This window comes from Serratia inhibens, from assembly GCF_003591175.1.
GTDB classification, from domain to species: Bacteria; Pseudomonadota; Gammaproteobacteria; order Enterobacterales; family Enterobacteriaceae; genus Serratia; species Serratia inhibens.
Genome location: NZ_QYYG01000001.1, coordinates 471,850 through 498,826, shown reverse-complemented (window position 1 = coordinate 498,826; position 26,977 = coordinate 471,850). Strand labels below are relative to the sequence as shown.

21 protein-coding genes are annotated in these 26,977 nt (G+C 52.9%); 9 read left to right on the top strand and 12 right to left on the bottom strand.

The genetic code is table 11. The features are described 5' to 3' along the window. Positions 1-3: 3 nt before the first annotated feature. The 7 genes from D4100_RS02300 to D4100_RS02270 form a co-directional block, all read right to left on the bottom strand. Positions 4-1,830, bottom strand: coding sequence for a hypothetical protein (locus tag D4100_RS02300; RefSeq protein WP_119802880.1), 1,827 nt, complete (start codon positions 1,828-1,830; stop codon positions 4-6). A gap of 68 nt (positions 1,831-1,898) precedes the next feature. Continuing rightward, complete coding sequence (locus tag D4100_RS02295) at positions 1,899-4,043, bottom strand: hypothetical protein (RefSeq protein ID WP_006318829.1); 2,145 nt, start codon at positions 4,041-4,043, stop codon at positions 1,899-1,901. Between the two features lie 21 nt (positions 4,044-4,064). Continuing rightward, positions 4,065-5,495, bottom strand: a complete 1,431-nt coding sequence (locus D4100_RS02290) for a hypothetical protein (protein WP_119802878.1) — start codon at positions 5,493-5,495, stop codon at positions 4,065-4,067. Next, a complete protein-coding gene (locus tag D4100_RS02285; protein WP_119802877.1) occupies positions 5,488-7,245 on the bottom strand; it encodes a hypothetical protein in 1,758 nt (585 codons plus the stop codon). Before D4100_RS02285 ends, D4100_RS02290 begins: the two co-directional genes overlap by 8 nt. A 4-nt stretch (positions 7,246-7,249) precedes the next feature. Beyond that, positions 7,250-8,857, bottom strand: coding sequence for a polymorphic toxin-type HINT domain-containing protein (locus D4100_RS02280; RefSeq protein WP_119802876.1), 1,608 nt, complete (start codon positions 8,855-8,857; stop codon positions 7,250-7,252). A gap of 83 nt (positions 8,858-8,940) precedes the next feature. Beyond that, positions 8,941-9,465, bottom strand: coding sequence for an NUDIX hydrolase (locus tag D4100_RS02275; RefSeq protein WP_119802875.1), 525 nt, complete (start codon positions 9,463-9,465; stop codon positions 8,941-8,943). A 545-nt stretch (positions 9,466-10,010) separates the two neighbouring features. Then, on the bottom strand, positions 10,011-10,934 hold the full coding sequence (locus D4100_RS02270) for a LysR family transcriptional regulator (RefSeq protein ID WP_119802874.1): 924 nt from the start codon (positions 10,932-10,934) through the stop codon (positions 10,011-10,013). Positions 10,935-11,037: 103 nt separating this feature from the next. On the opposite strand from D4100_RS02270, the gene D4100_RS02265 reads away from it, so the two are divergent. Continuing rightward, the gene (locus D4100_RS02265; RefSeq protein WP_119802872.1) at positions 11,038-12,240 is read left to right on the top strand and encodes an MFS transporter; all 1,203 of its coding nucleotides are present in this window, start codon (positions 11,038-11,040) and stop codon (positions 12,238-12,240) included. A 122-nt stretch (positions 12,241-12,362) separates the two neighbouring features. Here D4100_RS02265 and D4100_RS02260 read toward each other — a convergent pair whose 3' ends face one another. The 3 genes from D4100_RS02260 to D4100_RS02250 all read right to left on the bottom strand — a co-directional run bounded on the left by D4100_RS02260 (position 12,363) and on the right by D4100_RS02250 (position 15,076). After that, on the bottom strand, positions 12,363-12,959 hold the full coding sequence (locus D4100_RS02260) for a hypothetical protein (protein WP_043912399.1): 597 nt from the start codon (positions 12,957-12,959) through the stop codon (positions 12,363-12,365). Between the two features lie 284 nt (positions 12,960-13,243). Next, a complete protein-coding gene (locus D4100_RS02255; RefSeq protein ID WP_119802870.1) occupies positions 13,244-14,113 on the bottom strand; it encodes an NmrA/HSCARG family protein in 870 nt (289 codons plus the stop codon). A 27-nt stretch (positions 14,114-14,140) separates the two neighbouring features. After that, positions 14,141-15,076, bottom strand: coding sequence for an NADP-dependent oxidoreductase (locus tag D4100_RS02250; RefSeq protein ID WP_119802868.1), 936 nt, complete (start codon positions 15,074-15,076; stop codon positions 14,141-14,143). A 102-nt stretch (positions 15,077-15,178) separates the two neighbouring features. Here D4100_RS02250 and D4100_RS02245 point away from each other — a divergent pair, with 102 nt between their 5' ends. Together D4100_RS02245 and D4100_RS02240 are read left to right on the top strand one after the other, a co-directional pair. After that, a complete protein-coding gene (locus D4100_RS02245) occupies positions 15,179-16,054 on the top strand; it encodes a LysR family transcriptional regulator (protein ID WP_119802866.1) in 876 nt (291 codons plus the stop codon). Positions 16,055-16,135: 81 nt separating this feature from the next. Next, a complete protein-coding gene (locus tag D4100_RS02240) occupies positions 16,136-16,489 on the top strand; it encodes an MmcQ/YjbR family DNA-binding protein (RefSeq protein ID WP_006318845.1) in 354 nt (117 codons plus the stop codon). 150 nt (positions 16,490-16,639) lie between these two features. On the opposite strand, the gene D4100_RS02235 is transcribed toward D4100_RS02240, so the two are convergent. Continuing rightward, the gene (locus D4100_RS02235) at positions 16,640-17,746 is read right to left on the bottom strand and encodes an ABC transporter ATP-binding protein (RefSeq protein ID WP_006318846.1); all 1,107 of its coding nucleotides are present in this window, start codon (positions 17,744-17,746) and stop codon (positions 16,640-16,642) included. A 365-nt stretch (positions 17,747-18,111) separates the two neighbouring features. Here D4100_RS02235 and D4100_RS02230 point away from each other — a divergent pair, with 365 nt between their 5' ends. The 6 genes from D4100_RS02230 (at position 18,112) to D4100_RS02200 (ending at position 25,422) form a co-directional block, all read left to right on the top strand. After that, positions 18,112-19,347, top strand: coding sequence for an extracellular solute-binding protein (locus D4100_RS02230; protein WP_119802864.1), 1,236 nt, complete (start codon positions 18,112-18,114; stop codon positions 19,345-19,347). A gap of 198 nt (positions 19,348-19,545) precedes the next feature. After that, the gene (locus tag D4100_RS02220; protein WP_006318332.1) at positions 19,546-20,853 is read left to right on the top strand and encodes a carbohydrate ABC transporter permease; all 1,308 of its coding nucleotides are present in this window, start codon (positions 19,546-19,548) and stop codon (positions 20,851-20,853) included. Positions 20,854-20,857: 4 nt separating this feature from the next. Then, on the top strand, positions 20,858-21,709 hold the full coding sequence (locus D4100_RS02215) for a sugar ABC transporter permease (RefSeq protein WP_064799261.1): 852 nt from the start codon (positions 20,858-20,860) through the stop codon (positions 21,707-21,709). A 4-nt stretch (positions 21,710-21,713) separates the two neighbouring features. Next, positions 21,714-22,919, top strand: coding sequence for a glycoside hydrolase family 53 protein (locus D4100_RS02210; protein WP_064798814.1), 1,206 nt, complete (start codon positions 21,714-21,716; stop codon positions 22,917-22,919). A gap of 52 nt (positions 22,920-22,971) precedes the next feature. Next, positions 22,972-25,032, top strand: coding sequence for a beta-galactosidase (locus tag D4100_RS02205; RefSeq protein ID WP_119802862.1), 2,061 nt, complete (start codon positions 22,972-22,974; stop codon positions 25,030-25,032). A 69-nt stretch (positions 25,033-25,101) separates the two neighbouring features. Further along, a complete protein-coding gene (locus tag D4100_RS02200) occupies positions 25,102-25,422 on the top strand; it encodes a PTS sugar transporter subunit IIB (RefSeq protein WP_006318337.1) in 321 nt (106 codons plus the stop codon). A 143-nt stretch (positions 25,423-25,565) separates the two neighbouring features. Here D4100_RS02200 and D4100_RS02195 read toward each other — a convergent pair whose 3' ends face one another. After that, on the bottom strand, positions 25,566-26,831 hold the full coding sequence (locus D4100_RS02195) for a maltoporin (RefSeq protein WP_020439019.1): 1,266 nt from the start codon (positions 26,829-26,831) through the stop codon (positions 25,566-25,568). Positions 26,832-26,977 lie beyond the last annotated feature (146 nt).

Genomic DNA, 26,977 nt, shown 5'->3' with positions numbered 1-26,977 from the left:
TCCTTAATTGAGGTTGGCGATATCGATATCGTCTTGACGGGTTGCGGACTGAGCGTACGCGGGTTTTCCCTCGCCTTGGCCCGGTTGGTAGGTGAACCAGATGTCCAGGTTGACGATGAGCCGTTCAGGGTCGATTTGATCGGCGCTGAATCGCTGGGGCGCGGCATCGGATTCGGTAAACTGAAAAACCTGCTGCAGGCTATCGGTGGGTGAATAGGCATAGCTGACAGAAACGATCACCATGGCAACCTGTTGCCAGTCCATGCTGGCGGACAGCCAGAGCACGCGCTGGCGATACAGAGTTGAAAACAGATAAACATCCTGGCTGGTCGGCTCGTTCAGTACGGCGGGAATATGGGGCGAGTTGGGGGCGGTGCTGTATTCCTTGCTGACCTCAAACAGATACAAATCAGGCTCCGGCAGCATCACCGGGTAGCTTTCTTGCAGCACCGTTTGGCTAATCTGGTAACTTTTCGAAATGGAGCTGTTCGGCCGCTGAATATGGCGGCAACGCACCGTAACCAGTACCGATTGATACCAGCTCCAGTCGAACCGGCTCGCCGCCTTGATCACAAAATCATAGCGGCCATAAACGGATTCGATATCCAGATAAACATCGTTCAACTCGGTTTGCAGGCTGTCGGAACTGACGGAGGTCACGCCGCCAATCGCCTGATTGAAATAAACGACAAAGCTGTACTCGACCGGCCACAGCATTTTGCCGGTTTTGGGATCCAGGATGCTGGCCACTCTAAACAGTTTTGGGCCGGTATCGCCGCGGCGAAAATTAAACTGCCGGTTGTTGTCGCCATAGCGCAGGCGCGCAACCACCAACTGAATATTGTCGTCCAGTTCGGTGGACAGCAGATTGATACGCACTTCGCGGAAGGCGAAAAAATCATCCTGCAGATCGCTCTTGGTGATCACCCGGTCGGCCTGATAATCGGTGCCTTTGACCAGTTCGGCAAACAAGGCCTGCGGATAAAGCGAACGCTGCACCACCGTGGTTTCGCTCAGCTTGCCGCTCAAGCGCCGTTGTTCAACGTCTTCAATCGACACCCGTTGCAGGTAAAAACCGGCCTCAGGGTGAGGTTGTTGCGGTGCGCGGGCAAAAACCGGCGTGAAAAACTGGCTGGTCAGGATCTGCGTCAATTCGGCGGCCGCCTGTTCGATATGGCCGTCGGGATCGGTTTCCCGGACTTTGATCCTGACCACTTTTTCGCTGATTAACCGCGACGAGGTTTTCTCGATGTCGACAGAAAAAATCAACAGGTTGAAACCGACCGACTCTTGGAGGAATTGATAGACCTGATCCCAGCGGGCCTCCAGCTCAAAGGTTGCCGGCGGCAGCTGTTGCAGATAGTCGATTTTATAACTGACGGCGATCGGCGCAGAAGCCGGTGCGTTCATCAGACTCGCCAGCAGGGCGATATCGTCGCCTGAGGTTAATTTGGCCAAGAGATAACAATACTGTTGGTTACTCAAAGACGTTTTGCTGGTTTGGCCGGCAATAAAGCCGGGAATGTCCAGCGTGGCGCTACAGGCAATCGCCTGCAACGGCAATAACAACGCATCGCGCGGGATATCCGGGCTGGCGTCTGCGGCCTTGCGTGCCGCCTCGGGGTTGCTTTCCAACTGAGTTTGCAATGACAGCGTGGCGTAGTAAACGGTGGCCGGTTGGTTGCTGTTCCTAAATATCTGGAGCTGGACGGCGGGTTGGTTATCGTCATTCACGGTAATGCCCGGTGCAGCGGCACAGTAGTAATAAATTGGCCTGTCCGGGTCGGCGCGAATGAAACAGATGTTTTGCACGACCAATTGGTTGTCCATAGCGACCTTCCCATGTTGTGACGGTGGAAACAGGGCAAGACGAGCTTGCCCCGGATTGCCTCAGCCCCTCAAAACGTCACGACCACGATGCTGCTCGTCACGTTTTTGGTGACCTCTACTTGGTCATTGTCGGCACCAAAATACACCACGGCGATGTAGTGGATTTGCGGCACATTGTCTTTCTCCGGCTGCATCAGATTGAAGGTCAGATATTGGGTCATCGATTTGGGATCAAATTCGGTCAAGGCAAAGGATTGGGCCTGCGTGAAATCCCATTTTGGGTAATACACCGTCATATCGAAGGTGATCAGTGAAATATCTTTCTGCGCAGGCTTTAAGATAATGGTGTATTTCTGCTGCTTCGGCAGGGCGTTGGCGATCAGGATTTGGTTGCCGCGAATACCGTCATAGTGAGGCCACTCCGGGTTGATTTCCATGCTGTTTGGCACATAAGTCAGGCTGTCGCCATCCAGGGCATAGTAATCGGCGGAGTAATAAATCGGTTGTTCGACGTTAGTGCCGATCGGGTAAATAAAGGGTTGAGGAGGGGTCGACTCATTGACTACCTGGCTGTTGGTTTTGAGTTTGACGCCCTTATCCGGATCGGAATATAGCGTTTTGACCACCACCTGGCTGAAGATTTTCCATCCCATAGGATCAAGCAGCGTAGCAATGTCGGCATAAACGATGCCGCACTGCGCGACGTTAATGGTGACAACCAACTCCTCGTTGGCCTGGATCTCGCCGGAATGGTAAGGCTTGGCCTGCATGCCGGTAAAATTGACGGTGTAGGAATAGGTAAATGTGCGGCCCAACTCGGGGTTGATAAACCATTTGTCGGTTTTTTTCGGTTTGGTGTCACCTGGGGAAAACTGCAAGGTGCTGTAATTGTTTTTGTCGTAGACGGCGGTTACCACGATATTGGCGACGTTATATTTCGCCAGGTCGTCGGTGACAAAGAATTCGGGCTGCAGATATTGGTAGAACGGGTCATTGAGATCGTACTCTTTAAAGTACTGGTCCAGATGTTCTGCGCCGACGATGGACTGGATTGACGGCAGTTGGGCCTGCGGTGCAATGGAAAACGATACCACCGAGTTCTCATCGTAGACCCGGGTAAAGCTTTTGGTTTGGTCAAGGCTGGATTTGAATTTGCCAAATCCATCGGCATCGTTGAGCAGCTCCAGACTCATGTCCAGCCCGGTTTGGCTGCTGAGGATTTGCTCAACCTGTTTTTGTCCCCAGTCGCGCAGACCGTCTTTCCATTTAATGTACTGCTCCGGCGTCATGCCCATCTCTGCTGCGGTCAGGCCGATTTCGACGTTGATGCTAATGGCGCCTTTTTCGATATATTCGCGTTCAATCTTTTTCTCATCGGCTGACCAGGTGTGGTAGGAGATCTCTTGCGTCACCGACTTGGTTATCTCGCTGTCGTAGCTGACCGTTACCTTTGCCGCCGGCAGGGAAGCATCCAGGTTGAAGTCAAAGCGAACCGCGACACTTGAGTTTTTATCGGTACCTTGCAGCACTTTTTCGAACATGGTGGCGCCTTCGCCGGTGAGCGACAGGCTGAACACGGTATTGTTATCCCCCAAGCCGGAAGGCGACAGCGTGGTGGGGATTTGGCGATGGAATTTATCGTTGTTATCCAGAATCAACGAGGCCTGCGCCGACGTAAATCGCGGTTGCAGCAGTTTGATTTTAGCCGCATCTTCCGGCATTAACTCATTGAGGAATTGGTCATTACCTTTGCCGCTGTCATAGAGCGCCACAAATTTGGCGGCCTGATCGTCGTCCAGCCCCGTATTTTTCAGCGCTGTATCCATTGCCGACTTTTTGCTCGGATTTTCCGGATCCGCCACGTAAGCCTGCTCGGCTTTAACATACTGAACAATCAATGTGGATTTCGCTTCCAGCTGCGTTTGAATGTTGCCAAACAACTGGGCGCGGATCTTCTCCTGCATGTCCAATTCAGGATGCGGCAGCATGACGGTAAATTGCGCATAGCCGCCTTGCGTGTCATCGCCGCGATACTTGTAGAACATAAAGCTTGGGTTGTCCGGCCCCCTCGCGACAAATACCGGGATTTCCGGTACCACGTAATAAATATCCTTGTCGACACTGTCGCCGTAACAGGTATAAGCATATTCCTTGATGCCGAGATATTTGGTCACGGCGATTTTGACCGATTGCTGCAAAGCTGTGGTTAACATAGGGAATTCCTCTTGTGGATATCACTTGTTGTATTGCAGTTTGATGGGGCTGGTGCTGGCCTGCTGCGGGCCAGAGTCGTAGGTTTTGGGGAATAGCGACGAGGTTTTTCCTTGCCAGCGGTACTCTATACGGCCGTTTAACCCGGCTGCATGGGCGTTGATCCACCAGTTGGCCTGCCACTGCTGGTTGGAAAACGCAAAGCTAAAGCTCTGGCTTTTAACCTGCCCGGCAGGCCGATAAGTGGCATTGCCCGAAATCGTTTTAAATTCGGGTTTCAGATGTTCTGCTTCAAATATCACGCTGTAAAAACCCAGATCCTGTGGCGTCAATGCGACAGCGTCTAGCCAGCCGAATTGGCGTTCATAACTGGAATAGTCGGAAAACGTCACTTTGAGGGTGATGCTGTCGACCGCTGATTCGGTTTTTAAGGTCACCGGCGGGAAGCTGGGCCACTGCATTGGCGTTTGCTGGTCCGCCCAACGCAGTTCGATGGACATGATGTTGAAACCGTTAGGGTTGAACCCCAGGCTGACCACGCATTGGCGGTGCTCGATGGGTTTGTCCGGTCGGCTGGGTTCCGGCAATGGCGTTGACGTAAAGGTGATAATGCTGTCGGCGGGCAGTTGGCCGAGCAGGGTGGCGATATCTTGCTGCTGCGCCAGCAAATAGCGTTGTGACACGCTATTGCTGTAACTGACGTCATAGCTGAGCTTGTTGGGGATCTCATCCACCGAGTGGATGTTGCGTAACGTGTTGCTGACCAGCTGCGCCGCAGTCTTCACCAGAGCGTTTCTCACCAGCTCGCGTGTCTGTTCCGAGGGCGCATTGTCAAACTGCTCCAACAGGCTGATCACGCCGGCGTCAATCTGCTGGTTGAGCAACAGGGCGATAGCCTCCGGTTGGCGTGCCTGTTCGTTGAAGGCCAGGGTTAAAAACGCGACCCAGTCGGTATCCAGACGGGCGGCGACGCGGCTGCTGACGCTGAACTGACTGTGGGTGACCAGGTAAACCTGGTTTTTGGCCCCGCGAATGGCGTTGTCCAGCAGGCCGGCTTCGGCGTGGGTCAGCGGCATTTTTGACTGTTCAAACTCGACGTTATAACTGTCTGACTCCGGCTGATGGACAAAGCGCAGGAATAAGGATTGGCGAACATCGCCTTGCGCCAGGCTGATTTTCCCCGGTGCCGGGATGAAATGCTGGCGGATATAGGATTCGATCGCAGCCGTATCGACCGGCATGTTTGGCGCGATAAAGGTCGCCAGACCACCGCCGGGGCTGGTCAGCAAATGCAGTGCGCTAACTTTCCCTGACGGGGTGTCCAGCACCGACTGTGGGGCAGCGCTACCGTAGGTGTAACACTCCGATGGCAAGGTTTGATCGTGAAACGCGAAGGCTCTGTCGAGCAGGAAAAAATTCTGCAGACCTTGCTGGGGATTCAAAGAGTCAGTCATTGTTTTTCACCTTGATATCAATCGTTTGATCGCCGGTTACATAGGGCGACCATGGGCCCGTAGCGGTTTTGTAACGAAATCCGGCAGCAAAAATAGAGGTGACATTCCATTGATATTCGAAGCTGTCCTGCGGGTGGGTGAAGGTATGCTCCGTCGTGCGGGTATCGTTTTGCGCCTGAAAGGTCAACGCGACTTTGAGCATTTCGGCGGGCAGATGAACGGTGATCCGCGCCCGCTGTGAACCAAACTGCGGGAAGCTGTAGGCGCCGATGGTGGTAGCCTGGGTAATCGGCATCGGAAGCGGTACGGCTTCGCTGCCGGACAATGCGTAAGCTGTCGCTTCCGCATAGGTATCGCCACCGAGGATCGGGCAACTGAAATAGGGTGCTGCTTCAGTCAACGCCAGGTCCTGTAGCCAACCTGCAGAATGGTAAAGGCCGCCAATCCGGCTTTGTCGGGCAAATTCAGGATCAATGCTGATGGTCAGGAAATTGCAGGGCAGTGCGGCGTAATCCAGTACCAGAGCGCGATTATCACTGCGCCGCACTTCACCGCTCAGGGTGCAATAAGCGCCATCTTGCGGGTAGCTAACGCGGATTTGGTAGAAGAACGCCTGCTTTTCCAGTGCGCTGTTGTGGAACCTGAAGGTCAATCGACTGCTGTCGGGAACCAGTAATTGCGTTTGCCTCTGCTCAAGCGGGTAAATATCGCCCGCCGGCACGGTGAGCTGAATATCGATAAAGACGTTACTTTTCAACCCGAGCGGGAAAGCGTAATAGACGTCGATCTCCAGTTCGCCCGGCGGTAATGGCGGGGTAGTGGTACGGTGAATAATGGTATCGGGTGAGACCTTGGCAATTTGCTGGGCGGCGGCAAAAGGATCCAGCAAGAAGCAAAGCGGCCGCCGGCTAAGCACTACCCTGTCCAGGTTGAAGATCACCCGGCCGACTTGCGTCGGCGGGCTCAGGCAGATCATGGCCACGTTACTGGCCGGCGGGCCGGCGTAAGGCGAGCCCAGCAGGTTATAGAGCCGATCAAGAACCCCCTGGCTGAAAAGCAGGGTTTCCTCGGGGGCGTTAACCGGCAGCGCTGGGGTGATTTTCAGCGGCAGCAGCGCGATATTCTGGTACAGATATTGGGTCAACAGGCCGTAGTCAAAAGCTACGCGCGCGCCCTCAACGGGGCACGCACCTTTGACCCCGGCGACCAATTCACGCATCAGCGCCTGGGGATCAAACTCGACGGCATACGCGAGACGTGGCGATACTCCTTCGACAAACCCGTCCAGCCGGGCATTAAAGCCGAGGGTGTCATCGAGCAACGTTTTCTCAATCAGTTGGGTGCTGGCCGAATTGAGCAAAATAATAAACTGGATGCACTGTGCCGAATACCAGGTGGCATCATAGCTTTGCCCGCTGAGGGCGCTGTGATACTCGATAGGTACATCAAACCCCAGACTGCCGGGCAACACCGGTAGCACCCTTACGGCTGTATCCGGGTGTTGTTGTTTGAAGTCCGACAGGCTTTGCACGCCGGCAAATTGCAGTTCGGTAATGAAGTTTAACCAACCATAAATGCTGTCGGTGCTGGCACTGCGGACGATATCCAAAGAGAAGGCCAGGGGATCTGCCGCCAGGATGCTGACGGAGTCCGGGTATAAGAAATAGGCGTCTTTTTGCTGATAGCTGGCGATAAATCTTTGGTTATCGCTGATGATAATTTGCTGAAAATCCGGATATCCCTGGTACATGATATTATTTACCCGCCAGGTTGAGATGATTGTGGTAATCCTGATGCCATTCCTGAGGCAGTTTGCTCAAGATATTGACCGGTCGTTGATGATATTCATCCTCATAAACCCTTTGCATCAGGTTATCCCCGACCAAAATTCCGTTGGCGTAGAACGTATTATTATCGTAAGGCACCGTGTTTGCCGGCGTATCTATCGGTAATTGCAGGTTATAAACCTTAATGTTACCGTCTTTTTGCACCATACTGATAATTTCAGCTTCGCCATCCAGCGTAAGAAGTTTACTGGTCTGACACAATTCACGTGTGAGGACAACGCCCGATGACGTAATAAAAGGGTGACCCAGACTGGCGATAATAGTGCGTGTTTTATTGTTGGTATCTTGCACTGTGATTTCAACATAATGGCACTCATATCCGGTGGTGATGGCATCAACTCTGAGCGTGCGACCATTGCGCGTGCGTATATATTCGCCGGTGCTGATATTGGCAATGGTTTTCTCGTTACCATCCTGCATCAGTATTTTGGTGTTCTCTCCCAGGCAACCGTAAACAATGCACATGGGTTTTAAAGGTGCCGTATTTAAAAAGCGCTGGTCCGGCTCAATGTTTTTTGGTGCGTTGGTAATAAACGCGACAATATTTCGGCCCTCGACGTTCAGATTGACTCTGAATACATAATAAACCCATTCACCAGACTCAAAATCAACCTGCTTGAACTTTAACCAATTTAAATCCCAGGATAAGGTATCGTCATTAATTTTAGTGTTGGGGGAGTTGAAGATATTTAAATCATCATAGGGTGTCACCGGGTCGCCGCCGGCGCGCGTGCGTATAAGATAAATAATATTTTTGGCATTGACAGGCCGACCGTCAACTATGTCTATTTTACCGTAATAAGTGATATTGCCTTTAATGGGAACCCTTACCGTACCGTCGCCATCGTAAGTATAACGATAGTCGCAATCGGCAGCATCACGCGTTAAACAAATTTTTATTGCATCCTGGTTATAGAGGCTGCGCGGTGAATCATTGTAAATACTTTTAGGGTAGCTTTGCGTAGTAATGATTTCTGCACCATAAAAAGTACTTTGGTCAATGGTTTGCGCAAAGGTATAAATGACCGTGACCGGAAAATCGTCGGTGAGCTGGCTTTGCGGATAATCGCCATTCGCCGTAATGGCGCAATCTGCGGTGTAAATATAGGCCTTGTTGGATGTCACCTGGCCAACATTGGTTGCCTCCGTGTCAAACAAACCCAGCGTTTGCGTCACATTGGTGGCGGAAACCGGCAGGGAGCCAATGGCATCCGCGCGATAGCTTCTGCCGTCGAGGGAGTCCAACCTTACGATACTGTAAACCGGCTGGGCGTCACCGTTGCCGGCCTCGCTCAGTCGGCCTGCCGTACCTTTACTCTGTTTCGATTGTTGCCAGCGTTGCGTGAATTGCGGTGAAACGCCTGGAGTGATCCCCGCCAGTCTTAACTGGATATCGTAAAAATAGACCAATAATGGATTGCCGGGTTCAATAATAAATATGCCGGTATTGCTATACCGGTTGATAACCGCTTTAACAATAGTCTTTTCATCGGAAGTATAATCTTGCGTGATCATAACGTCAGGCACCCAATAAAATTCCGGCACTATCGTGCGAAAGTATCGACGTATAAAAATTGACGATAAATTAATTTACGAATTTATTTGCAGGTTTCTTTGCAGTAGGAGTAAAGGGCACTCAGGCTGCTGGAGCCAAGATAGGCTTCGAATTCACCTTCGGTCGGGTCGATATTCGGGTCCGCGGTCATGCTGAAAAGCTCTTGAGCAAACATATCTTTGGTAGCGGAAGGCTTATTTTTAAAGTAGGCCTTTAATTTCCCTTTACTGACTTTTCGTATCCAGGCGAATTCACCGCCAAGGGTTACCTGACCGGTGAAGATAAAGTCGTTGCTGGTATAAACGCTGATCTCATCGGGATAAGTTTGATAACGAACGACCTGATTGACTTCAATATTCTCCAGGGTTTCTTCCCAGGTTTCTCTTTTTATCACGTTTAAGGCAAAGTTCTTGCCGTCAACCGGTCCGTCTTTTGCATCGGCTGTCCCTCCAAATAACATCGGACAACCTCTGGCGAAACCTATGGCTTTCAAACCTAGCAGAATGAAATCATTATTCCCGACAGCTTTAGGATTGCTGTCAAGAATGACATATTTTTTAATGGGCATAGTCAGGTCCTCATACGCTTGCGAGTATAAAAATAAAATGTATTTGTTGGTTTTTAGCGGTGCTTTACTCACCTTCAACAATAGCAATGGCGACTAAAAAATCAACAGACACATAAAAATAAATGAAGTATTTTTTTGTTGATGTCGAGATAATCAAGCAAATCACCACGTTGAAAAAACAGATGACAAATCTTTTAAATAATCAAAAAAAGAGGATGCGACAATTCTGTTTTTGTTAAATTAGTGTGTTAGCCGTATCAAATCAATAGATTGAAAAATGCCCTTGTTTGAAAGAGGCGGTTGGCCTGTCATTAACCGTAATTGTTAGCACTGTAATCAATTTATTGCTTAGGGATTTACTTATTAATGGCAGTTATGGAAATGAGTTTTAACAGAAGAAATAGCGATGACGATACATCAATAGTCATATTTATTTCAAGCTAACTATATGCAGGTGCAATGAGCTGTCAGATCCTTTCGAACCGTAAAAACTCACCGAAGCGAGCCAGATCCCGGCTCGAATTATTGTACGTTAACCCCATTTTTCAACCACAATCCGTCGAGGGTATATGATTCAGTCTCTGATGTATGAAATCAATGAGCGCTCTTGTTTTAGCGGGCAAGTAACGTCGATCTGAATAAAGTGCGAACAATTGCAATGGGGCTGCCGATTGTTCAAACTCAACCTCGATTAACCGTCCATCGCTAATGTAGGGTTGGCAGGCCTGTTTCGATAGAATTGCAAAACCGACACCTGATACCGCAGCTCGTCCTGCCATCTCTCCGCTGTTGACCCGATAATGCCCTTTAACCTTAATCGTCTCGAACCCCCCCTTTATATTGACAAACTGCCAGGGAGCACCTTTCAGTGCACTCACCGTTGTAATACAGGGTAATTCTTCAAATTGCCGGATATGGGAAGGGGTGCCATAACGCTGAATGACGGAGGGGGCTGCAACAATGGTGCAAGGGATCGTCACCAGATGACGGGCTATATAGTCACTGTCATCCATCTGACCACGGGTAACAATGATAGCTAAATCCAGATCATCTCGCAGGGATTCGAAACCTGACAAATTTGTGACACAGCTGATCTCCAGGTCCGGGTACTGACAGGCGAAATCGGCAATAACAGAACCCAGCAATGCAGGACCTATTTCATTGGGAATACAGATACGTAATGGGCCCTTGAGTTGCATTTGCCGCAACGTTAATTCTGTCTCGGTTTGCTCAAGCGCCTCCAGTAATGGCTTTGCTCGGGTATAGAGTAGGTGCCCCGCCTGGGTGAGTTTCATATGGCGGGTGCTGCGCTCAATGAGCTGAAGATTCAGTTTTTCTTCTAACTGAGAAATACAACGACTAACATTCGATGTCGGCATTTCAAGGACTTTCGATGCCCCAACAAAACTTTCTCTTTCAACCACAGCAATGAACACTTTCAGGGTAGTAAAATCAAGAGCCGAACGCATCAACTATCCCATATATGATAATAATAAGTGCCATTTTTACCATGTAATGAACACTATTGATAGCGGTTAAACTCGGATATCTTTCATCCATAGGTTGCTTGCTATGCTACTGGTCACACAGACGTTTAATCATAAAGCCCTCATGCGGATAGCCATTGTAATGGCTTTTATCCAGTTCACTAATGCGCTGGAATATATGGTGTTCAACCCTGTTTTTGCTTTTATGGCAGCAGATTTCGCAGTTCCCGTATCATTCTCAGGTTATGTGTCCGGTATGTACACATCTGGTGCAGTCCTTTCGGGAGTTATCGCCTTTTACTGGATTGGTCATTTCAATAAGAAACGTTTTTTAATCGCCAATATGGCGCTATTAGGCCTACTGACACTTTTGACTACATTCACCTCCAGTTTTAGTCTTCTGCTTACACTACGATTCTGCGCAGGGTTGGTTGGAGGTACGACAATGGGTGTGGGTATAAGCATATTGATAAACAACGCGCCGACTCACTTGCGCGGAAAAATGTTGGCGACGGTGATTGCGTCATTTTCGATGGTAAGCATTGTAGGAATGCCCACTATATTATTTTTGTGTACAAATTATGGTTGGCATGTTGCTTTGTGGTTAATAAGTACACTTTGTTTGTTGGCATTGCCACTGATTGTATCCACCATACCCCAAGACCTTGTCTCTTTCGACACGCTCCGCACGCAACCCCTTGATGTGGATACTTTACTGTTCGCCTCCAGTAATGCGCTGGTACAGTTTAGTCCAATGCTGGTCATTCCTATTCTGGTACCATTAATGACACAGCAGTTGGGCGCTTCACAAGACTTGTTGCCTTGGCTGTTCTTCGGTGGGGGTGTTACAGGTTACCTGTCTACAAAAATTACAGGCGTGTTAATCTCCCGTTTTTCTGTTTTGATTCTGGCTACAGCTTCAACCATAGTCTTTATACTGAGTTTGCTAATACCCATCCTGGGCTATCAGCATGCAGCGTTATTTATTAGTTTATTTCTCGGCGCATCTTACAGTCGTCTGGTTTCATCTTCAGCGGTTACGATTCAGTTTCCTGATGATAGGCAACGAGCTGGATTCTCTTCATTACAGACATCAATAATGTATCTGATTACAACCGTCGCATTTTTCCTGTCCGCTTTTCTATTACCTGATCATGGCATGACACCACAAAATGTGAACAAGTTGCTGGCGGTATGTGCAATTTCCGCATCAGGGTTCCCAATTATCGTTATCATTCTGCAAAAGAAACTGGCTAAACGTTTTCATCTGTCAGCAGTGTCACCCTAACCACTATTTGTTTTCTAATCGTTTGGTTTTACCAATATCACCGGGCCTGCAGCGCATGTGTACGCAGTGAGATTTTATGGCAGCTGTACGGCCAGCCTCAATCGAGAGAATTATTATCCGCCTTAAACGCTGTTGGCCGTTTTTTCGAGCGCAAGCTTTACTGCCTTCAATGTCCTTTGCCGAATCCAACCACTGCCCGCTCTGATCGCCAGCCAATACCCGGCCATTTTTAATTGTGTCGCTCTGTCAGGGCAATGGATGAAGGTTTCCGTGCAGAGTGCATATTCATCGGGGGCGAGTTGTTGTACCTGATATCGCAGCAGCAGCTTTGCGTTGCCCGGCGGTAGCGCGGCGCAATAGGCACTGATATCTGGTACGTCTTCAAGGCCAAAATCGGTTCGCCAGAATTGTCCTCTTAAGCCATAGCAAAGCTCGGTTGGTGAGTTTTCCAACAAGGTGAAACTGTGTAGCCCAAATGGAACACTGGCACTTTCAGATTTATGGCGTCGTAATTTTTGCGGCAGTTGCCGTATCGACATTAACGTTTTGATAATGACATCCTGCTGGATATCATAAGCCGCAATGATGGGTAATATTTTTTCTGGGTAAGCGGTACTTATGACGGTGCGATGCCGCTCATAGAACTGAAAGTGCGGCAGATATGGCGGTACATTTTGCCAGTCAGCCAGAGCACTCTTCGTAACAAATCCGAGTACCAGCATATTATTACTCCCTTAAAGAAACCTGATCCTGCATCGATTACCACAACGCATTGCCTGGCTTTAGCTGTTATTAAAACAGAAATACTCACGGTGGCCGTGGTGAAACAAGGGTAAGGTTGTATCAATTTTTGCCTCTGAATTACCACAGGTTTTATAAAGATTTTTGGCTGTCCTTTGAATGGCAGCGCTGGCCTCGACCCGCCCGTTACCAGATGCACGAGGCAGGTTCGATGAAGGGGCGGCGCACTGCCCGGCAGTAAACCCGCCCCTTTGTCTGGTGGTTAAACCCCGGCAACAGACTCGCGAACGAAGTCTTCGTAAGTGCGCAGCGGGTGCCCGATAAGGGTCTGAAGCTGTTCTACGGTTCCTTCTGCGGCTTGCATGCCGAATGCCTGGATACCTGCCATCATCAGGCGCATGTCATAAGCCAGCCAGGTGGGACTGTATGAAATGAGTTGGTTTTCGAAAGCCGCGACGTCATCCCCGCCGTATAGGATCTCCCGACCCAGGGCAGAACTCCATATTTGCGCCACGGACGCACCGGTAAGCGGTTGCGGCCCAATCAACTCCAGCGTTACAGGCTCCAGCGCAGAGGATGCTTTGTCGCGTCGCAGCAACTCAGCCACGGCGACATCCGCGATATCGCGAGCATCAATCATTGAGACGCCTGCCGAGCCGATTGGCATCGGGTATACCGAGTAGTTCTCAATCGTCTGTTGAACCATGCGGTCGTTTTGCATGAAGTAAGCCGGACGCAAAATGGTTGCGGGAATGCCGTGGCTTTCGATCATGCGTTCAACCGTGTGCTTGCCGGTAAAGTGCGGGACGTCAGTAAACTTGTCGGCATGAATCACCGACAGGTAAACGATGCGCTCGATGCCCGCCTCGCGAGCGAGGTTCAGCGCGATCAGGGCTTGCGTAACCTCGTCGGGCGTAACCGCATTAATCAGAAACAGCGTACGCACCGAGGACAGCGCGGCGCGCATCGAAGCGACATCGGTGAGATCTGCAACAACTTCAGTGACGCCTGCCGGGAAGCTACGCTTACCCGCCTGGCGGACAAGGGCTTTGACCTCGGCGCCGGCCTCGGCCAGGCCCTGAGTGATGAGTGAACCAATAGTGCCCGTGGCACCGGTAACGAGAATGCTCATGTTTGAAACTCCTGCATGGGTATAGGGTTAACGAGAGAAGTCCACAACGACCTTGCCGGTCCGTGAAACAGTACGATTGCGTTCTATTGCTCCGGGAATATCTGCGAAGCCCACTACGCCGCCAATTCTGGACTGAAGGGTGCCGTCGGCGACCTCTTTGGCCAGTTTTTCCAGCAGCTCGGGATCGGGTTTATTCATGAACCAGAGGCCCCGGCGGTTCGCTGGTGTGCGGGCCAGAATGTCCGGCGACGACGTGCCGATCACAACGCCGTCCTGAGCCAGTACCTGCCAGGAGCGGTCCAGCACTTCCCCCCCGACGTAATCGAGCACCAGGTTTATGTCCCGGGCGACGTCCTCGAAACGTTGAGAGTGGTAGTCGATGACACAATCGGCACCGAGGCTGCGCACAAAGTCCAGATCGGCCGTACCCGCAGTCGCGAAGACCTCGGCGCCAGCCCGTCTGGCGTATTGCACGGCATAAGCGCCCAGCCCACCGGCCGCGCCATGAATAAGGATCCGTTGGCCCGGATAAAGCGGACCTGCGTGATGCAAGCTGTTCCAGGCGGCGACGGCGGCTACGGGGATGGCGGCAGCATGGACGTCGTCCAGACCCTCGGGTGTCGGGGAGAGGCTGGCTTCATTGATTGCCACGAACTCGGCGTACGCACCCAGTCCTGCCATTGCGGCCATGACGCGGTCGCCGACACGAAAGCGAGAGGTATCTGGCCCGACAGCGTCGACGATCCCTGCCAGCTCGGCGCCCAGGATGATGGGGAAGGGAAGCGGAAAGGCATTTCGTACCTGGCCTTCACGCATTTTCCAGTCAATACCGTTCACCCCAGCGGCCTGAACCCGAACCAGAACCTGGCCTTGCCCCGGTGTCGGCTTTTCGATCTCGGCCACTTCTGCGGCATCGGCCCCGCCGTAGGTTCGGATCAGGACAGCGCGTTGTATGTTGTTCATTGCAGTTCCTCGTATCAAGTTTTGATAACGAGACAGTATTCCGTTGCAATATAAAAACAAAGATCATAAAACGTAGATACGTTGTTTCAAAAATGGAACACCATGAACCTGAACGCACTGTCTGATTTTATACTCGTCGCAACGAATGAAGGGCTGGGGAAGGCAAGCCGTGCGAGCGGCATTTCCAAAGCCACGTTATCGCGACGGATCGCCGATCTTGAGGAGCAACTGGGCGTGAGGCTGATCGAGCGCAGTGCTCGCGGCTTAAAGCTTACCGAGGCCGGCGAGATGCTGATGTCCCGAACCGAAGGTTTGCTGAATGAGGTGACTGAAGCCATGACGGCGGTCGGTGAAGGGGGCGTGACGCCTCGCGGACGTTTGCGTGTAGCAGCACCCGTTCTGTTTTCCCAGCTTTCGATGGGGCGCATTGGCGCCGAATTTTGTGCGGCCTACCCGGAAATCGAGATTGAGATCGTGGCGGAAGATCGCATGGTGGATCTCGTCGAGGAGCAATTTGACGTCGCCATTCGGATCAATCCAAGTCCCGACAGCAATTTGGTCGGGCGGTGTTTCGCCAAAGACAGGTTGGTTGTCGTGGCCGCGCCTGGAATACTCAAGCCGGCACCTGGCGCAATCAGGCGCGTTCCCAGTATCGTAACCTCGAATTTCCAGCTGACCCACTGGAGTCTCGATGGCGGGCAGCTGGTCCTGGAGCCGATCCCAAAGCTGCGCTTCTCTTCGTTACTGATGGTCCGGGATGCGGCTATTGCCGGCGGCGGCGCTGCCCTCATTCCGCAGTCCATCGCATGGAGCCAGCTTGCCCGTGGTGATTTGGTTCAGTGGGGCACCGTGTCGGGCGCAGAGCCGGCACTTTGGGTCCTGCATACCTCCAGGCGACTTGCTGCGCCAAAGGTTCGCGCATTCGTCGATTTCCTGTGCGCCAGATACCCGGATATGTCGCTGGTTCTGACGGGGTGAGGTTACAATACCGATGAAGTATCGAGGAAAGTAAAGACAGGTATCGAACGTTTTGACCCTCTGGATAAAAAGGAAATCATGATGAAGAGAGAGGCATTATTCAGTTACGCCCGGGAACATTTTAAATCTGCGCCGGAATATCTCTGGAGTAAGCTGCCGGGCTATGCCGTGCTTCGCCATCATGACGGCACCAAATGGTTCGGTCTCGTGATGAATGTCCCCGGTACAAAGCTGGGCCTGAAGACGGATGATGTGTTGGATGTCCTCGAGGTTAAAGTCAGGCCGGAGTACATCGGCTCATTGCGTAAAAAAGACGGTATTTTGCCCGCTTACCATATGAACAAAGAGCACTGGGTCAGCGTGCTTCTTTCCGGGCCGCTCACGCCAAAGGAAATACATGAACTGCTTGCCGACAGCCATGAGCTGACATCCTGACAACATAATTCAAAAAAACGGGATACGCGTGATAGTGCAGACATCGCGATTGCTGAACGACTGCGCCGGGCTTGTCGCGCTGTGATCGCGGGTATCTCTCGCTACCACAGCGCATTACCGACATGATCTCTTACCGGGCGTGGCGGCGTATCAGGATTGCGGAATGACGATATCGGCGCTGATGCGCGCGCCGTCGGCATCAAACACCAGGCATTGCCCGGCCTGGAATCCCGGTTGCAGTTTTTGATAGGGCCGGAAATGCGCATCGCCGGGCAGCAGCATTTTGAAGCCGTCATGGCCGTGGCATTGGCCGAACAGATAGGTGTTGTTGCCGAGCCGTTCTACCACTTCGCAGTGGAAATCAAGGCGTAACGGTGAATCCGAGTGGGTTGTCAGGTGCTCGGGGCGGATGCCAAGCGTCACCGGCTCGCCGGCAGCGACCTGCAGGGTAGAGAGGGGGAGCGCCAGGGTTTTGTCTGGGCCTATGGAGACGGTCAGCAGCTCCGGCGTCCAGCTCACTACGGTGGCCGGTAAAAAGTTCATCTTCGGCGAGCCGATAAACCCGGCGACGAATTTGTTGATCGGGTTGTAATACAGCGCCATCGGCGCGCCCATCTGTTCCACCTTGCCGTAATTCATAACCACAATCTTGTCGGCCAGCGTCATCGCTTCAACCTGATCGTGGGTGACATACACCATGGTGGTCTTCAGCTCCTGGTGCAGCTTGGCGATATGCAGGCGCATATCGACCCGCAGCTCGGCATCCAGGTTGGAAAGCGGTTCATCGAACATAAAGACTTTGGGATTGCGCACTATGGCACGCCCGATAGCGGTACGTTGGCGTTGGCCACCGGAAAGCTGTTTGGGTTTTCTGTCCAGCAGGTGGGTAAGCTGCAAGGTTTTTGCCACCATCTCGATTTGATGGCGGATCTCTTCTTTTGGCGTTCCGTTCACCTTTAACCCATAACCCATGTTTTCGGCGACGGTCATGTGCGGGTAGAGCGCGTAGGACTGAAACACCATGGCTACGCCCCGGTGAGCGGGGGCCACATCGTTAACCCGTTCTTCGCCAATCAGGATATCCCCGTCGCTGATCTCCTCCAGCCCGGCAATCATGCGCAACAGCGTAGATTTACCGCAGCCAGACGGCCCCACGAACACGGCGAATTCACCGCCTTTAATCTCAAGGTTGATATTGTGCAATGTCACCGTTTTACCAAAACGCTTGGTGACATTCCTCAGTCTTATGCTGGACATCTTGTTGATCCTCGGAAGTTATCAATAGGCAAACCCTGTCAGGGCGTCTTCTGGCTGTTTTCTCGTCTTTATGTAATACGTATAACAATTATTTTCTCATCGTCATAACGGCCAGAAAGTCTTGAAAAGACTATAACTGCGCTGGATTTCAAGCCATATCACCGGTTTTCATTTCTGCAATAACGATCACACAATGGTGATAATTGTATAGAGTTGGTGCGGTTCTCAGCGTAGCGTATAACAAGCCGAGGCAATGGCAAGGTTATCGCGTTAAACGTTGTAATACTGAACATTGTGACTGGCCTGAAGCATCTAATCCCAAAGTGATAAAACAAAAAATGTAATACCTTCACATGAGGTGGGTAATGAAAATCAAAACAATCACTGCTCTGGTACTGGCCACATTGGCGGCCAGTCAATATTCCGGTTTCGCCCTCGCCGCGGCAGGCCAACAGCTTACCGTCTGGGAAGACATCAAGAAGTCCGACGGCATCAAGGGTGCCATCGCCGATTTCGAAAAACAGAACAACGTGAAGGTTAACGTGCTGGAAATGCCGTTCGCGCAGCAGATTGAAAAGCTGCGGCTGGACGGCCCGGCCGGTATCGGCCCCGATGTGCTGGTGATCCCTAACGATCAGGTGGGGGCGGCGGTGGTGCAAGGTTTGTTATCGCCGATAAAACTGGATCAGGCCGCAGCCGACGCCTTCACCAAGCCGTCCATCGGCGCGTTCACCATGAATCAAACGCTGTACGGCGTGCCGAAAGCGGTAGAAACGCTGGTGCTGATTTACAACAAGGATCTGTTGCCGCAGCCGCTGGCTAATCTGGATGCCTATTACGACTTCTCCAAACAGCAGCGTGCGGCGGGAAAATACGGTCTGCTGGCCAAGTTTGACCAGATTTATTACAGCCGCGGCGCGATCGCCGGCATGGGCGGTTATATCTTCGGCAACGACGGTAAAGGCGGGCTGGATCCGCTGGATATCGGCCTGAACACGCCCGGCGCCGTTGAAGCCGTGACCTACCTGAAAAAATTCTACGCCGATGGTCTGTTTCCGACGGGCATCATCGGCGATGGCGGGCTGAACGCTATCGATTCCCTGTTCACCGAGAAGAAAGCCGCAGCGGTGATCAACGGCCCGTGGGCCTTCCAGCCTTATGCCGACGCGGGCATCAACTATGGGGTAGCGCCACTGCCGACCTTGCCGAACGGCAAACCGATGAACTCGTTCCTGGGCGTGAAAGGCTACGTGGTCTCCACCTGGAGCAAGGATAAGGCGTTGGCGCAGAAGTTCCTCGAATTTATCAATCAGCCGGCCTACGTGAAAACGCGCTATCAGGTGACCAAAGAGATCCCTCCGCTGGTGGCGATGATTGAAGATCCGCTGATCAAGAACGACGAGAGGGCCAGTGCGGTAGCCATTCAGGCCAGCCACGCGACCGCCATGCCGGGCATTCCGGAAATGCAGGAGGTCTGGGGGCCGGCCAACGCGGCGCTGGAACTGAGCATGACCGGCAAACAACCGCCAAAAGCGGCGCTGGACGATGCCGTCAAACAAATCAAAATGCAGATCGAAGCGATGCAGGCCAGCAACCAGTAACCGAGCAACGGGAGGTCTCCTCTCGTTTGAGTTTGATGACAAAGTTGTCTTTGAACCCGAGATACCCGGGCCTAGCGCACCGAGGGGCACTCCGGCGGGCAAGCCGCTACGACCCCTACGGCACGCTCTCCCTAATAACGGGCTTTGCCAGCAGTCTGCAACGGGAGGTCTCCTCCCGTTTTCAAGAAGGAGCAGTGTGTGATTGTCACTCCAAGTGAAAAGTTGTCCGCCGACCGGGGCCGATACAGCCATTCCGTGGGGGCGCTGATATTGGCGCTGATCCCCGGGTTTGGTCAGTTCTATCATCGCCAATGGGCGAAAGGGCTGATCTTTCTGGTGCTGCTCAGCAGCTTTGTCGGGGTGACCTGGCAGTTCCTCACCGAAGGGCTGTGGGGGCTGTATACGCTCGGCAGTGAAGTGCCACGCGATAACTCCATTTTCCTGTTGGCGGAGGGGATCCTCAGCGTACTGGTGATTGGCTTTGGCCTGGCGGTTTACGGCCTGTCGATACGCGACGCCTGGGTGAATGGCAGAAAGCGCGATGCCGGTATGGCGCTGAACAGCGTGCGCAAGCAATACCAGATGCTGCTGAGCGAAGGCTTCCCTTATCTGATGATCACGCCGGGGTTTATCCTGTTGGTGTTCGTGGTGATCTTCCCCATTTTGTTTGGCTTCTCTATCGCCTTTACCAACTACAACCTGTATCACACGCCGCCGGCCAAGCTGGTCGATTGGGTCGGGTTCAAGAACTTTATCAATATCTTCACCCTGTCGATCTGGCGTTCCACCTTCTTTGACGTGCTGCAATGGACCGTGGTCTGGACGTTGCTGGCCACCACGCTGCAATGCACGGTAGGGGTGATGTTGGCGATCCTGGTCAATCAGAAGGATTTACGTTTCAAACCGCTGATCCGCACCATTTTCATTTTGCCTTGGGCAGTACCGGGCTTCGTTACCATTTTGGTGTTCGCCGGCATGTTCAACGACTCGTTCGGGGTGATCAACAATGCCATTCTGGCGTTTTTCGGCATTGCGCCGAAAGCCTGGATGACCGATCCGTTCTGGACCAAAACAGCGCTGATCCTGATGCAGACCTGGCTGGGCTTCCCGTTTGTGTTCGCCATGACCACCGGCGTGCTGCAGGCGATCCCGGATGACCTGTACGAAGCCGCGACCATGGACGGGGCGAGCACCTGGACCAAGCTGCGCACCATTACGCTGCCGCTGGTGCTTTATTCGATTGCGCCGATCATCATCACGCAATACACCTTCAATTTTAACAATTTCAATATCATCTACCTGTTCAATAACGGCGGCCCGGCGGTGGCCGGTTCCAACGCCGGAGGGACGGATATTCTGGTGTCCTGGATCTACAAGCTGACGATGTCGTCTTCGCAATACGCCATCGCCGCCACCATCACCATTCTGTTGTCGATTTTCGTGGTGGGCATCGCGCTGTGGCAGTTCCGCGCCACCAATTCGTTCAAGAACGATGACGCGGCCTAAGGGGATAGCAATGTCAAAGAGCATCAAGAAAGAGAAGTGGGTGCGTTTATCGCTGTCCTGGCTGGTGATCATTCTGGTGTCCGTCATCATCATCTACCCGCTGGTGTGGACCCTCGGCGCGTCGCTCAATGCCGGCAACAGCCTGCTGAGCAGCTCGATCATCCCGGAAAATCTGTCGTTTCAGCACTATGCCGACTTGTTCAACGGCAAGGTCAATTACCTGACCTGGTATTGGAACTCGATGAAAATCAGCTTCCTGACCATGGTGCTGACGCTGATCAGCGTCAGTTTTACCGCCTATTCGTTTTCACGCTTTCGCTTCAAGGGGCGGCAGAACGGCCTGATGTTGTTCCTGCTGTTGCAGATGATCCCGCAGTTCTCCGCGCTGATTGCCATTTTTGTGCTGTCGCAGCTGCTGGGGCTGATCAACAGCCATATGGCGCTGGTGTTGATCTACGTGGCGGGGATGATCCCGATGAACACCTATCTGATGAAGGGCTATCTGGATGCGATTCCGAAGGATTTGGACGAATCCGCCCGGATGGACGGCGCCGGTAACTTCCGGATTTTCATCGAGATCATCATGCCGCTCTCCAAGCCGATTATCGCCGTGGTGGCGCTGTTCTCGTTTACCGGCCCGCTGGGAGATTTCATTCTCTCCAGCACCATTTTGCGTACCCCGGACCAATATACGCTGCCCATCGGCCTGTATAACCTGGTGTCGCAAAAGATGGGCGCCAGCTACACCACCTACGCGGCGGGGGCGGTGTTGATCGCGCTGCCGGTCGCCATCTTATACCTGGCCCTGCAAAAGTACTTTGTTTCCGGCCTGACCTCTGGCAGCACAAAAGGATAATGCGATGAAAACATTCAAACCGGCTTTATTAAGCCTGTGTCTGGCGGCCGGGCTGCTGTCCGCCACGGCGTTTGCGGCGGACAGCGTCATCATTAAACCGCTGAACGATGTTCCGGCCGGCTTTATCAAAGGCGTCGATATTTCTACCCTGGCGGACGTGGAGCAGCACGGCGGCAAGTTCTACGACCAGAACGACGTTCAGCAGGATCCGCTGGTCATCCTCAAACACAACGGCGTGAACTATGTGCGCCTGCGCCTGTGGGTCGATCCGCAGGACAGCGCAGGCCAACCTTATGGTGCCGGCAACAATAATCTCGCCACCACGCTGGCGCTGGCCAAGCGCGTCAAGGCGCAAGGGATGAAGCTGCTGCTGGATTTCCATTACAGCGACTTCTGGACCGATCCCGGCAAGCAGTTCAAGCCCAAGGCCTGGGACAAAATGAGCTATGACCAACTGAAAACGACGATCCATGACTATACCCGCGACACCATTGCCAGCTTCAAGCAGCAAGGCGTGTTGCCGGATATGGTGCAGATCGGCAACGAGATTAATGGCGGCATTCTGTGGCCGGAAGGCAAAAGCTGGGGCCAGGGCGGTGGGGAGTTTGATCGGCTGGCCGGGTTGCTGAACGCGGCGATCGCCGGGCTGCGGGAAAACCTCGATTCGCCTTCACAGGTGAAAATCATGCTGCATTTGGCCGAGGGCACCAAGAATGACACTTTCCGTTGGTGGTTTGACGAGATAACCCGGCGCAATGTGCCGTTCGATGTCATAGGTTTATCGATGTACACCTATTGGGACGGTCCGATCTCGAAGCTGCAAACCAATATGGACGACATCAGCAAGCGGTATAACAAGGACGTGATTGTGGTAGAGGCCGCTTACGGTTATGGCCTGGAAAATTGCGACGATACCGACAACAGCTTCTCCGCCAAAGAAGCGCAGGATGGGGGATATCCGGGTACCGTTCAGGGGCAGGCCGATTTTATTCGCGATCTGATGCAGAGCATTATTAACGTGCCGGATAACCGCGGCAAAGGCGTGTTTTATTGGGAACCGACCTGGATCGCCGTGCCGGGCGCCGGTTGGGCTACGCCGGCCGGGATGAAATATATCGGTGAATCCGGCAAGGATGGCAACGCGCGTGAAAATCAGGCGCTGTTTGATTGCCAGGGTAAAGTGCTGCCTTCATTAAAGTCATTTAATTAACTGTGTCAGTCCCTAATAAAGAATTTCGGTAATTATTTTCTAAGGAATCATGATGAATAAATTTCCTCCTTTGAGTGCAAAGGTGCCTGGCCTATTGCATGGAGCAGACTACAATCCGGAACAATGGGTTAATTATCCGGGTATGGTGGAGAAAGATGTAGAGCTGATGAAGCAGGCTAACTGCAATATTATGTCGGTGGGGATATTCAGCTGGTCGAAACTTGAACCTGAAGAGGGTAAATATCAATTCGCCTGGTTGGATGAGGTGCTGAATAAGTTATATGCACAGGGTATTCACGTATTTTTGGCTACGCCAAGCGGCGCGCGCCCGGCGTGGTTGTCGCAAAAATACCCGGAGGTGCTGCGCGTGGGGCGCAATCGGGTACCGGCGTTGCACGGCGGCCGACACAACCATTGCCTGTCATCCCCGGTATATCGCCGCAAGGTGAATGAGATCAACCTGGAATTGGCGCAGCGTTATGCGCACCACCCGGCGGTGATCGGCTGGCATATTTCCAACGAATACAGCGGCGAATGCCATTGCAGCCGTTGCCAGAGCGATTTCCGCGAATGGCTGCAGCAACGTTATCAGACGCTGGATAGGCTGAACGAGGCCTGGTGGAGCGATTTCTGGAGCCACACCTACAGCGACTGGTCGCAGATTGAATCGCCTGCGCCGCAGGGTGAGGTGTCGATTCACGGTCTGAACCTGGACTGGCGGCGTTTTTGCAGCAGCCAGGCCACCGATTTTTGCGCGCAGGAAATTGCGCCGCTGAAGGCGGCCAATCCGGACTTGCCGGCCACCACCAACTTTATGGAATATTTCTACGATTACGATTACTGGCAGATGTCGAAAGTCATCGATTTCATCTCCTGGGACAGCTACCCGATGTGGCATAACCGGCAGGACGAAACCGCGCTGGCCTGCTATACCGCCATGTTCCACGACCTGATGCGCAGCCTGAAACAGGGCAAGCCTTTTGTGCTGATGGAATCGACGCCGAGCGTCACCAACTGGCAGCCGATCAGCAAGCTGAAGAAGCCGGGTATGCATATTCTCTCCTCATTGCAGGCGGTCGCGCACGGTGCGGATTCGGTACAGTACTTCCAGTGGCGCAAAAGCCGCGGCTCGGTGGAGAAGTTCCACGGCGCGGTGATTGACCACTCCGGGCGGCTGGATACTCGCGTCGGCAAAGAGGTGAGCGAACTGGGCCGGTTGCTGGCCGCCATGGCACCGGTCGCCGGTAGCCGGGTCGAGGCGCGGGTGGCGATTATCTTCGATTGGGAAAGCCGCTGGGCGATGGACGATGCGCAAGGGCCGCGCAACGCCGGGCTGCATTATGAACAGACGGTGGTGGAGCATTATCGTCCGTTCTGGGAGCAGGGCATCGCGGTGGATATCATCAACGCCGATTGCGACCTGTCTGGCTATCAGCTGGTCATTGCGCCGATGCTGTATATGGTGCGCGAAGGCTTTGCCGCGCGGGCGGAAGCCTTTGTCCGGCAGGGCGGGCAGTTTGTCGCCAGCTACTGGAGCGGCATCGTCAATGAAAGCGATCTGTGCCATCTGGGCGGTTTCCCGGGGCCACTGCGGCCGTTGCTGGGGATCTGGGCAGAGGAGATCGACAGCCTGACGGATGACGAAACCAACAGCATTCGCGGTGTGCCGGGCAACGAGCTGGGCTTGCAGGGCAGCTATCAGGCGCGCCACCTGTGCGAGCTGATCAACCTGGAAGGCGCCAGCGCGCAGGCGGTCTACGGCGGTGATTTCTATGCCGGCCGCCCGGCGTTGACGGTCAACCGCTTTGGCGACGGCAAGGCGTGGTACGTCGCTTCGCGCAACGATGCCTCTTTCCAGCGCGATTTCTTTATGGCGATAGCGCAAGAGCTGGCGTTGCCGCGCGCGCTGGACACCCTATTGCCGCCGGGCGTGACCGCACAGCGGCGCACCGACGGCGAGTCCGAGTTTATTATCGTGCAAAACTACAGCGACAAGGCAAAAACCGTCGAGTTGCCGGCGGTGTATGTCGATATGTCGGATGCGGGTACCTTGCAGGGCGAAATGGCTCTGGCACCCTGGGGCTGCCGCATATTGACCCGCAAGTTGGCATAGTTTCTTCCCCTTGCGCCCGTTCAGTCGAACGGGCGTTTTTTTACGCCTGTATCTTATGAGGAAATAACCATGGTCAGTTTGAAAGCCTTTACGCATTATTTCTCGCACCCGAAATTGCCGGTGGAAGATAATAGCGTCGATATGTCTTTTTTAGAAACGCTGATGCAGCATCTGGGCGGCCGAGAAAATATCCGGCATGTCGATGCCTGTATTACCCGCTTGCGCGTGACGGTGACGGATTTAGCCAAAGTCGATACGGAAGGCTTGCAACAGTCGGGCGCGTTGGGGGTGATTATTATTGGTCAGGAGGTTCACGCGATATTTGGCAAACAATCAGATAATTTGCGTAAATTATTGGCGGAGCGGTTTTCGGTTAATCATCAGGAATAAAAAATAATTGGTAACCACCCTTGGGTGGTTACCAATGGACGACAGCAACCGGAGAGCGTCGTCAAAGACACAGGAGATAATGATGAGAGAATTAAGGTACTGCCAATAAACCAGGAGCCGTTATTTACCCTGGGGCATGCCTGTTACCACCAGGCTTCGACCTGCACGCCAAAGTTCCAGGTATTGCTGGCGGTGCCGTCCTTGAATGAATTGCCTTGCTCCGAATCATTGAGATAGGAGGCATATACGCGCAATTCAGGGCGGGACATGAATTCCGGCCCATCCGCCAACCCCAGCGCCAGCGTGTACTTCTCGCCGCCTTGCTTGTAGTGGCTGCCGTCTTTGTGGTCATCTTTCTGGTAGAAAGCGCCGGCTTCGCCAATGCCGCGCACGTACTGCGTGAACTGGTACTGCGCCCGGCCCACCAGAGAGATCAGGTTACTTTTGTCGATCGCATCGCTGAGGTCGTTGGCCGAACCCCAGGTCAACACGTGGTTGAGGGAGAACTTATCGGTAATCGGGATCAGCCCGGTATTGATCACCCGATAACCGGTGGCATCGCGGGTATCGTTCCAGACGTCATACCAACCGCCGCCCTGGGACACCATGTTCTGCGCCAGACCTTTGGTGGCGTACTGCAACACCATTTTGTTATAGCCGCCCAGCATGTCCTGACTGATCTCGCCGGTCAGCATCACGCCGTTTTCCGCGTCATACAGGCCGCCGTACTCTTTTTGCTTGTTGGTCGGGTTCGGCATCGCATAGTCGATACCAAACTCGGTCCAGGCGCCGGTCCACGGCTTCCAGCCGGCATAACGCAGGTCGATATAGTTGATGTTGAGGTCGTTATCGTTGTCGACACGGTAGTCCACGTCGTTGCCGTCACCGCGGATCCAGGCGACGGAGATGGCACCCGGCCCGAAGGAGAGGTTTTCCACGCCGGCGCCGGCGCCTGATATGTTCCAGTATTTGGTATCTATGATGTGCAGGTCATGGCGCTGATAGTAGCGCTTGCCGCCCCAAATCACCGCGTTCGGGTCGCCCGGGATCAGCCCCTTGATTTGCAGATTAAGCTGACGCAACCCGAATTCGGCGTCATCCCCCAGCGTGGTTTCGCTGTCGTTGGAGCCGTCCGATACCATGCTGACCATAGTGTCGAGATAGAAGCTGACGTCGTTCTTTTTGTAGACTTCACTGCCCAGTTCGATTTCACCGTAGGTATCGGATTCGTTGCCCAGGCGGCCAATTTTGTTTTTCTGCCATTCTTCTAATCCACCATCCTGAGAAACGCCGACCCCGGAACGCAGGTAGCCATGGAAATCGATCCCAGGGGTCTCGACGGCAAAGGCGACCGGTGAGGAAAGCGCCATCGCCAAAGCGACAGACAATGTGCGTAGTCTTGTTTTCATGTATGCCTCATTATGTTTTTTGTATTACGTTCACATCCACACGGCAATAGAATGGCTAATCATGACAACAAACAATCGCGTTGTTGATTTATTGTGATTTAGTGCAAATAAAACAGCAGGATTTGTAACGGTTAGTGAGAGAGATC

Excerpts from the sequence above, each read along its gene's own strand:
- D4100_RS02285 (WP_119802877.1), bottom strand. The coding sequence starts at position 7,245 with ATGTACCAGGGATATCCGGATTTTCAGCAAATTATCATCAGCGATAAC.
- D4100_RS02295 (WP_006318829.1), bottom strand. The coding sequence starts at position 4,043 with ATGTTAACCACAGCTTTGCAGCAATCGGTCAAAATCGCCGTGACCAAA.
- D4100_RS02255 (WP_119802870.1), bottom strand. The coding sequence starts at position 14,113 with ATGAGCATTCTCGTTACCGGTGCCACGGGCACTATTGGTTCACTCATC.
- D4100_RS02205 (WP_119802862.1), top strand. The coding sequence starts at position 22,972 with ATGAATAAATTTCCTCCTTTGAGTGCAAAGGTGCCTGGCCTATTGCAT.
- D4100_RS02210 (WP_064798814.1), top strand. The coding sequence starts at position 21,714 with ATGAAAACATTCAAACCGGCTTTATTAAGCCTGTGTCTGGCGGCCGGG.
- D4100_RS02240 (WP_006318845.1), top strand. The coding sequence starts at position 16,136 with ATGAAGAGAGAGGCATTATTCAGTTACGCCCGGGAACATTTTAAATCT.
- D4100_RS02200 (WP_006318337.1), top strand. The coding sequence starts at position 25,102 with ATGGTCAGTTTGAAAGCCTTTACGCATTATTTCTCGCACCCGAAATTG.
- D4100_RS02230 (WP_119802864.1), top strand. The coding sequence starts at position 18,112 with ATGAAAATCAAAACAATCACTGCTCTGGTACTGGCCACATTGGCGGCC.
- D4100_RS02290 (WP_119802878.1), bottom strand. The coding sequence starts at position 5,495 with ATGACTGACTCTTTGAATCCCCAGCAAGGTCTGCAGAATTTTTTCCTG.
- D4100_RS02250 (WP_119802868.1), bottom strand. The coding sequence starts at position 15,076 with ATGAACAACATACAACGCGCTGTCCTGATCCGAACCTACGGCGGGGCC.
- D4100_RS02275 (WP_119802875.1), bottom strand. The coding sequence starts at position 9,465 with ATGCCCATTAAAAAATATGTCATTCTTGACAGCAATCCTAAAGCTGTC.
- D4100_RS02195 (WP_020439019.1), bottom strand. The coding sequence starts at position 26,831 with ATGAAAACAAGACTACGCACATTGTCTGTCGCTTTGGCGATGGCGCTT.
- D4100_RS02270 (WP_119802874.1), bottom strand. The coding sequence starts at position 10,934 with ATGCGTTCGGCTCTTGATTTTACTACCCTGAAAGTGTTCATTGCTGTG.
- D4100_RS02235 (WP_006318846.1), bottom strand. The coding sequence starts at position 17,746 with ATGTCCAGCATAAGACTGAGGAATGTCACCAAGCGTTTTGGTAAAACG.
- D4100_RS02265 (WP_119802872.1), top strand. The coding sequence starts at position 11,038 with ATGCTACTGGTCACACAGACGTTTAATCATAAAGCCCTCATGCGGATA.
- D4100_RS02245 (WP_119802866.1), top strand. The coding sequence starts at position 15,179 with ATGAACCTGAACGCACTGTCTGATTTTATACTCGTCGCAACGAATGAA.
- D4100_RS02300 (WP_119802880.1), bottom strand. The coding sequence starts at position 1,830 with ATGGACAACCAATTGGTCGTGCAAAACATCTGTTTCATTCGCGCCGAC.
- D4100_RS02280 (WP_119802876.1), bottom strand. The coding sequence starts at position 8,857 with ATGATCACGCAAGATTATACTTCCGATGAAAAGACTATTGTTAAAGCG.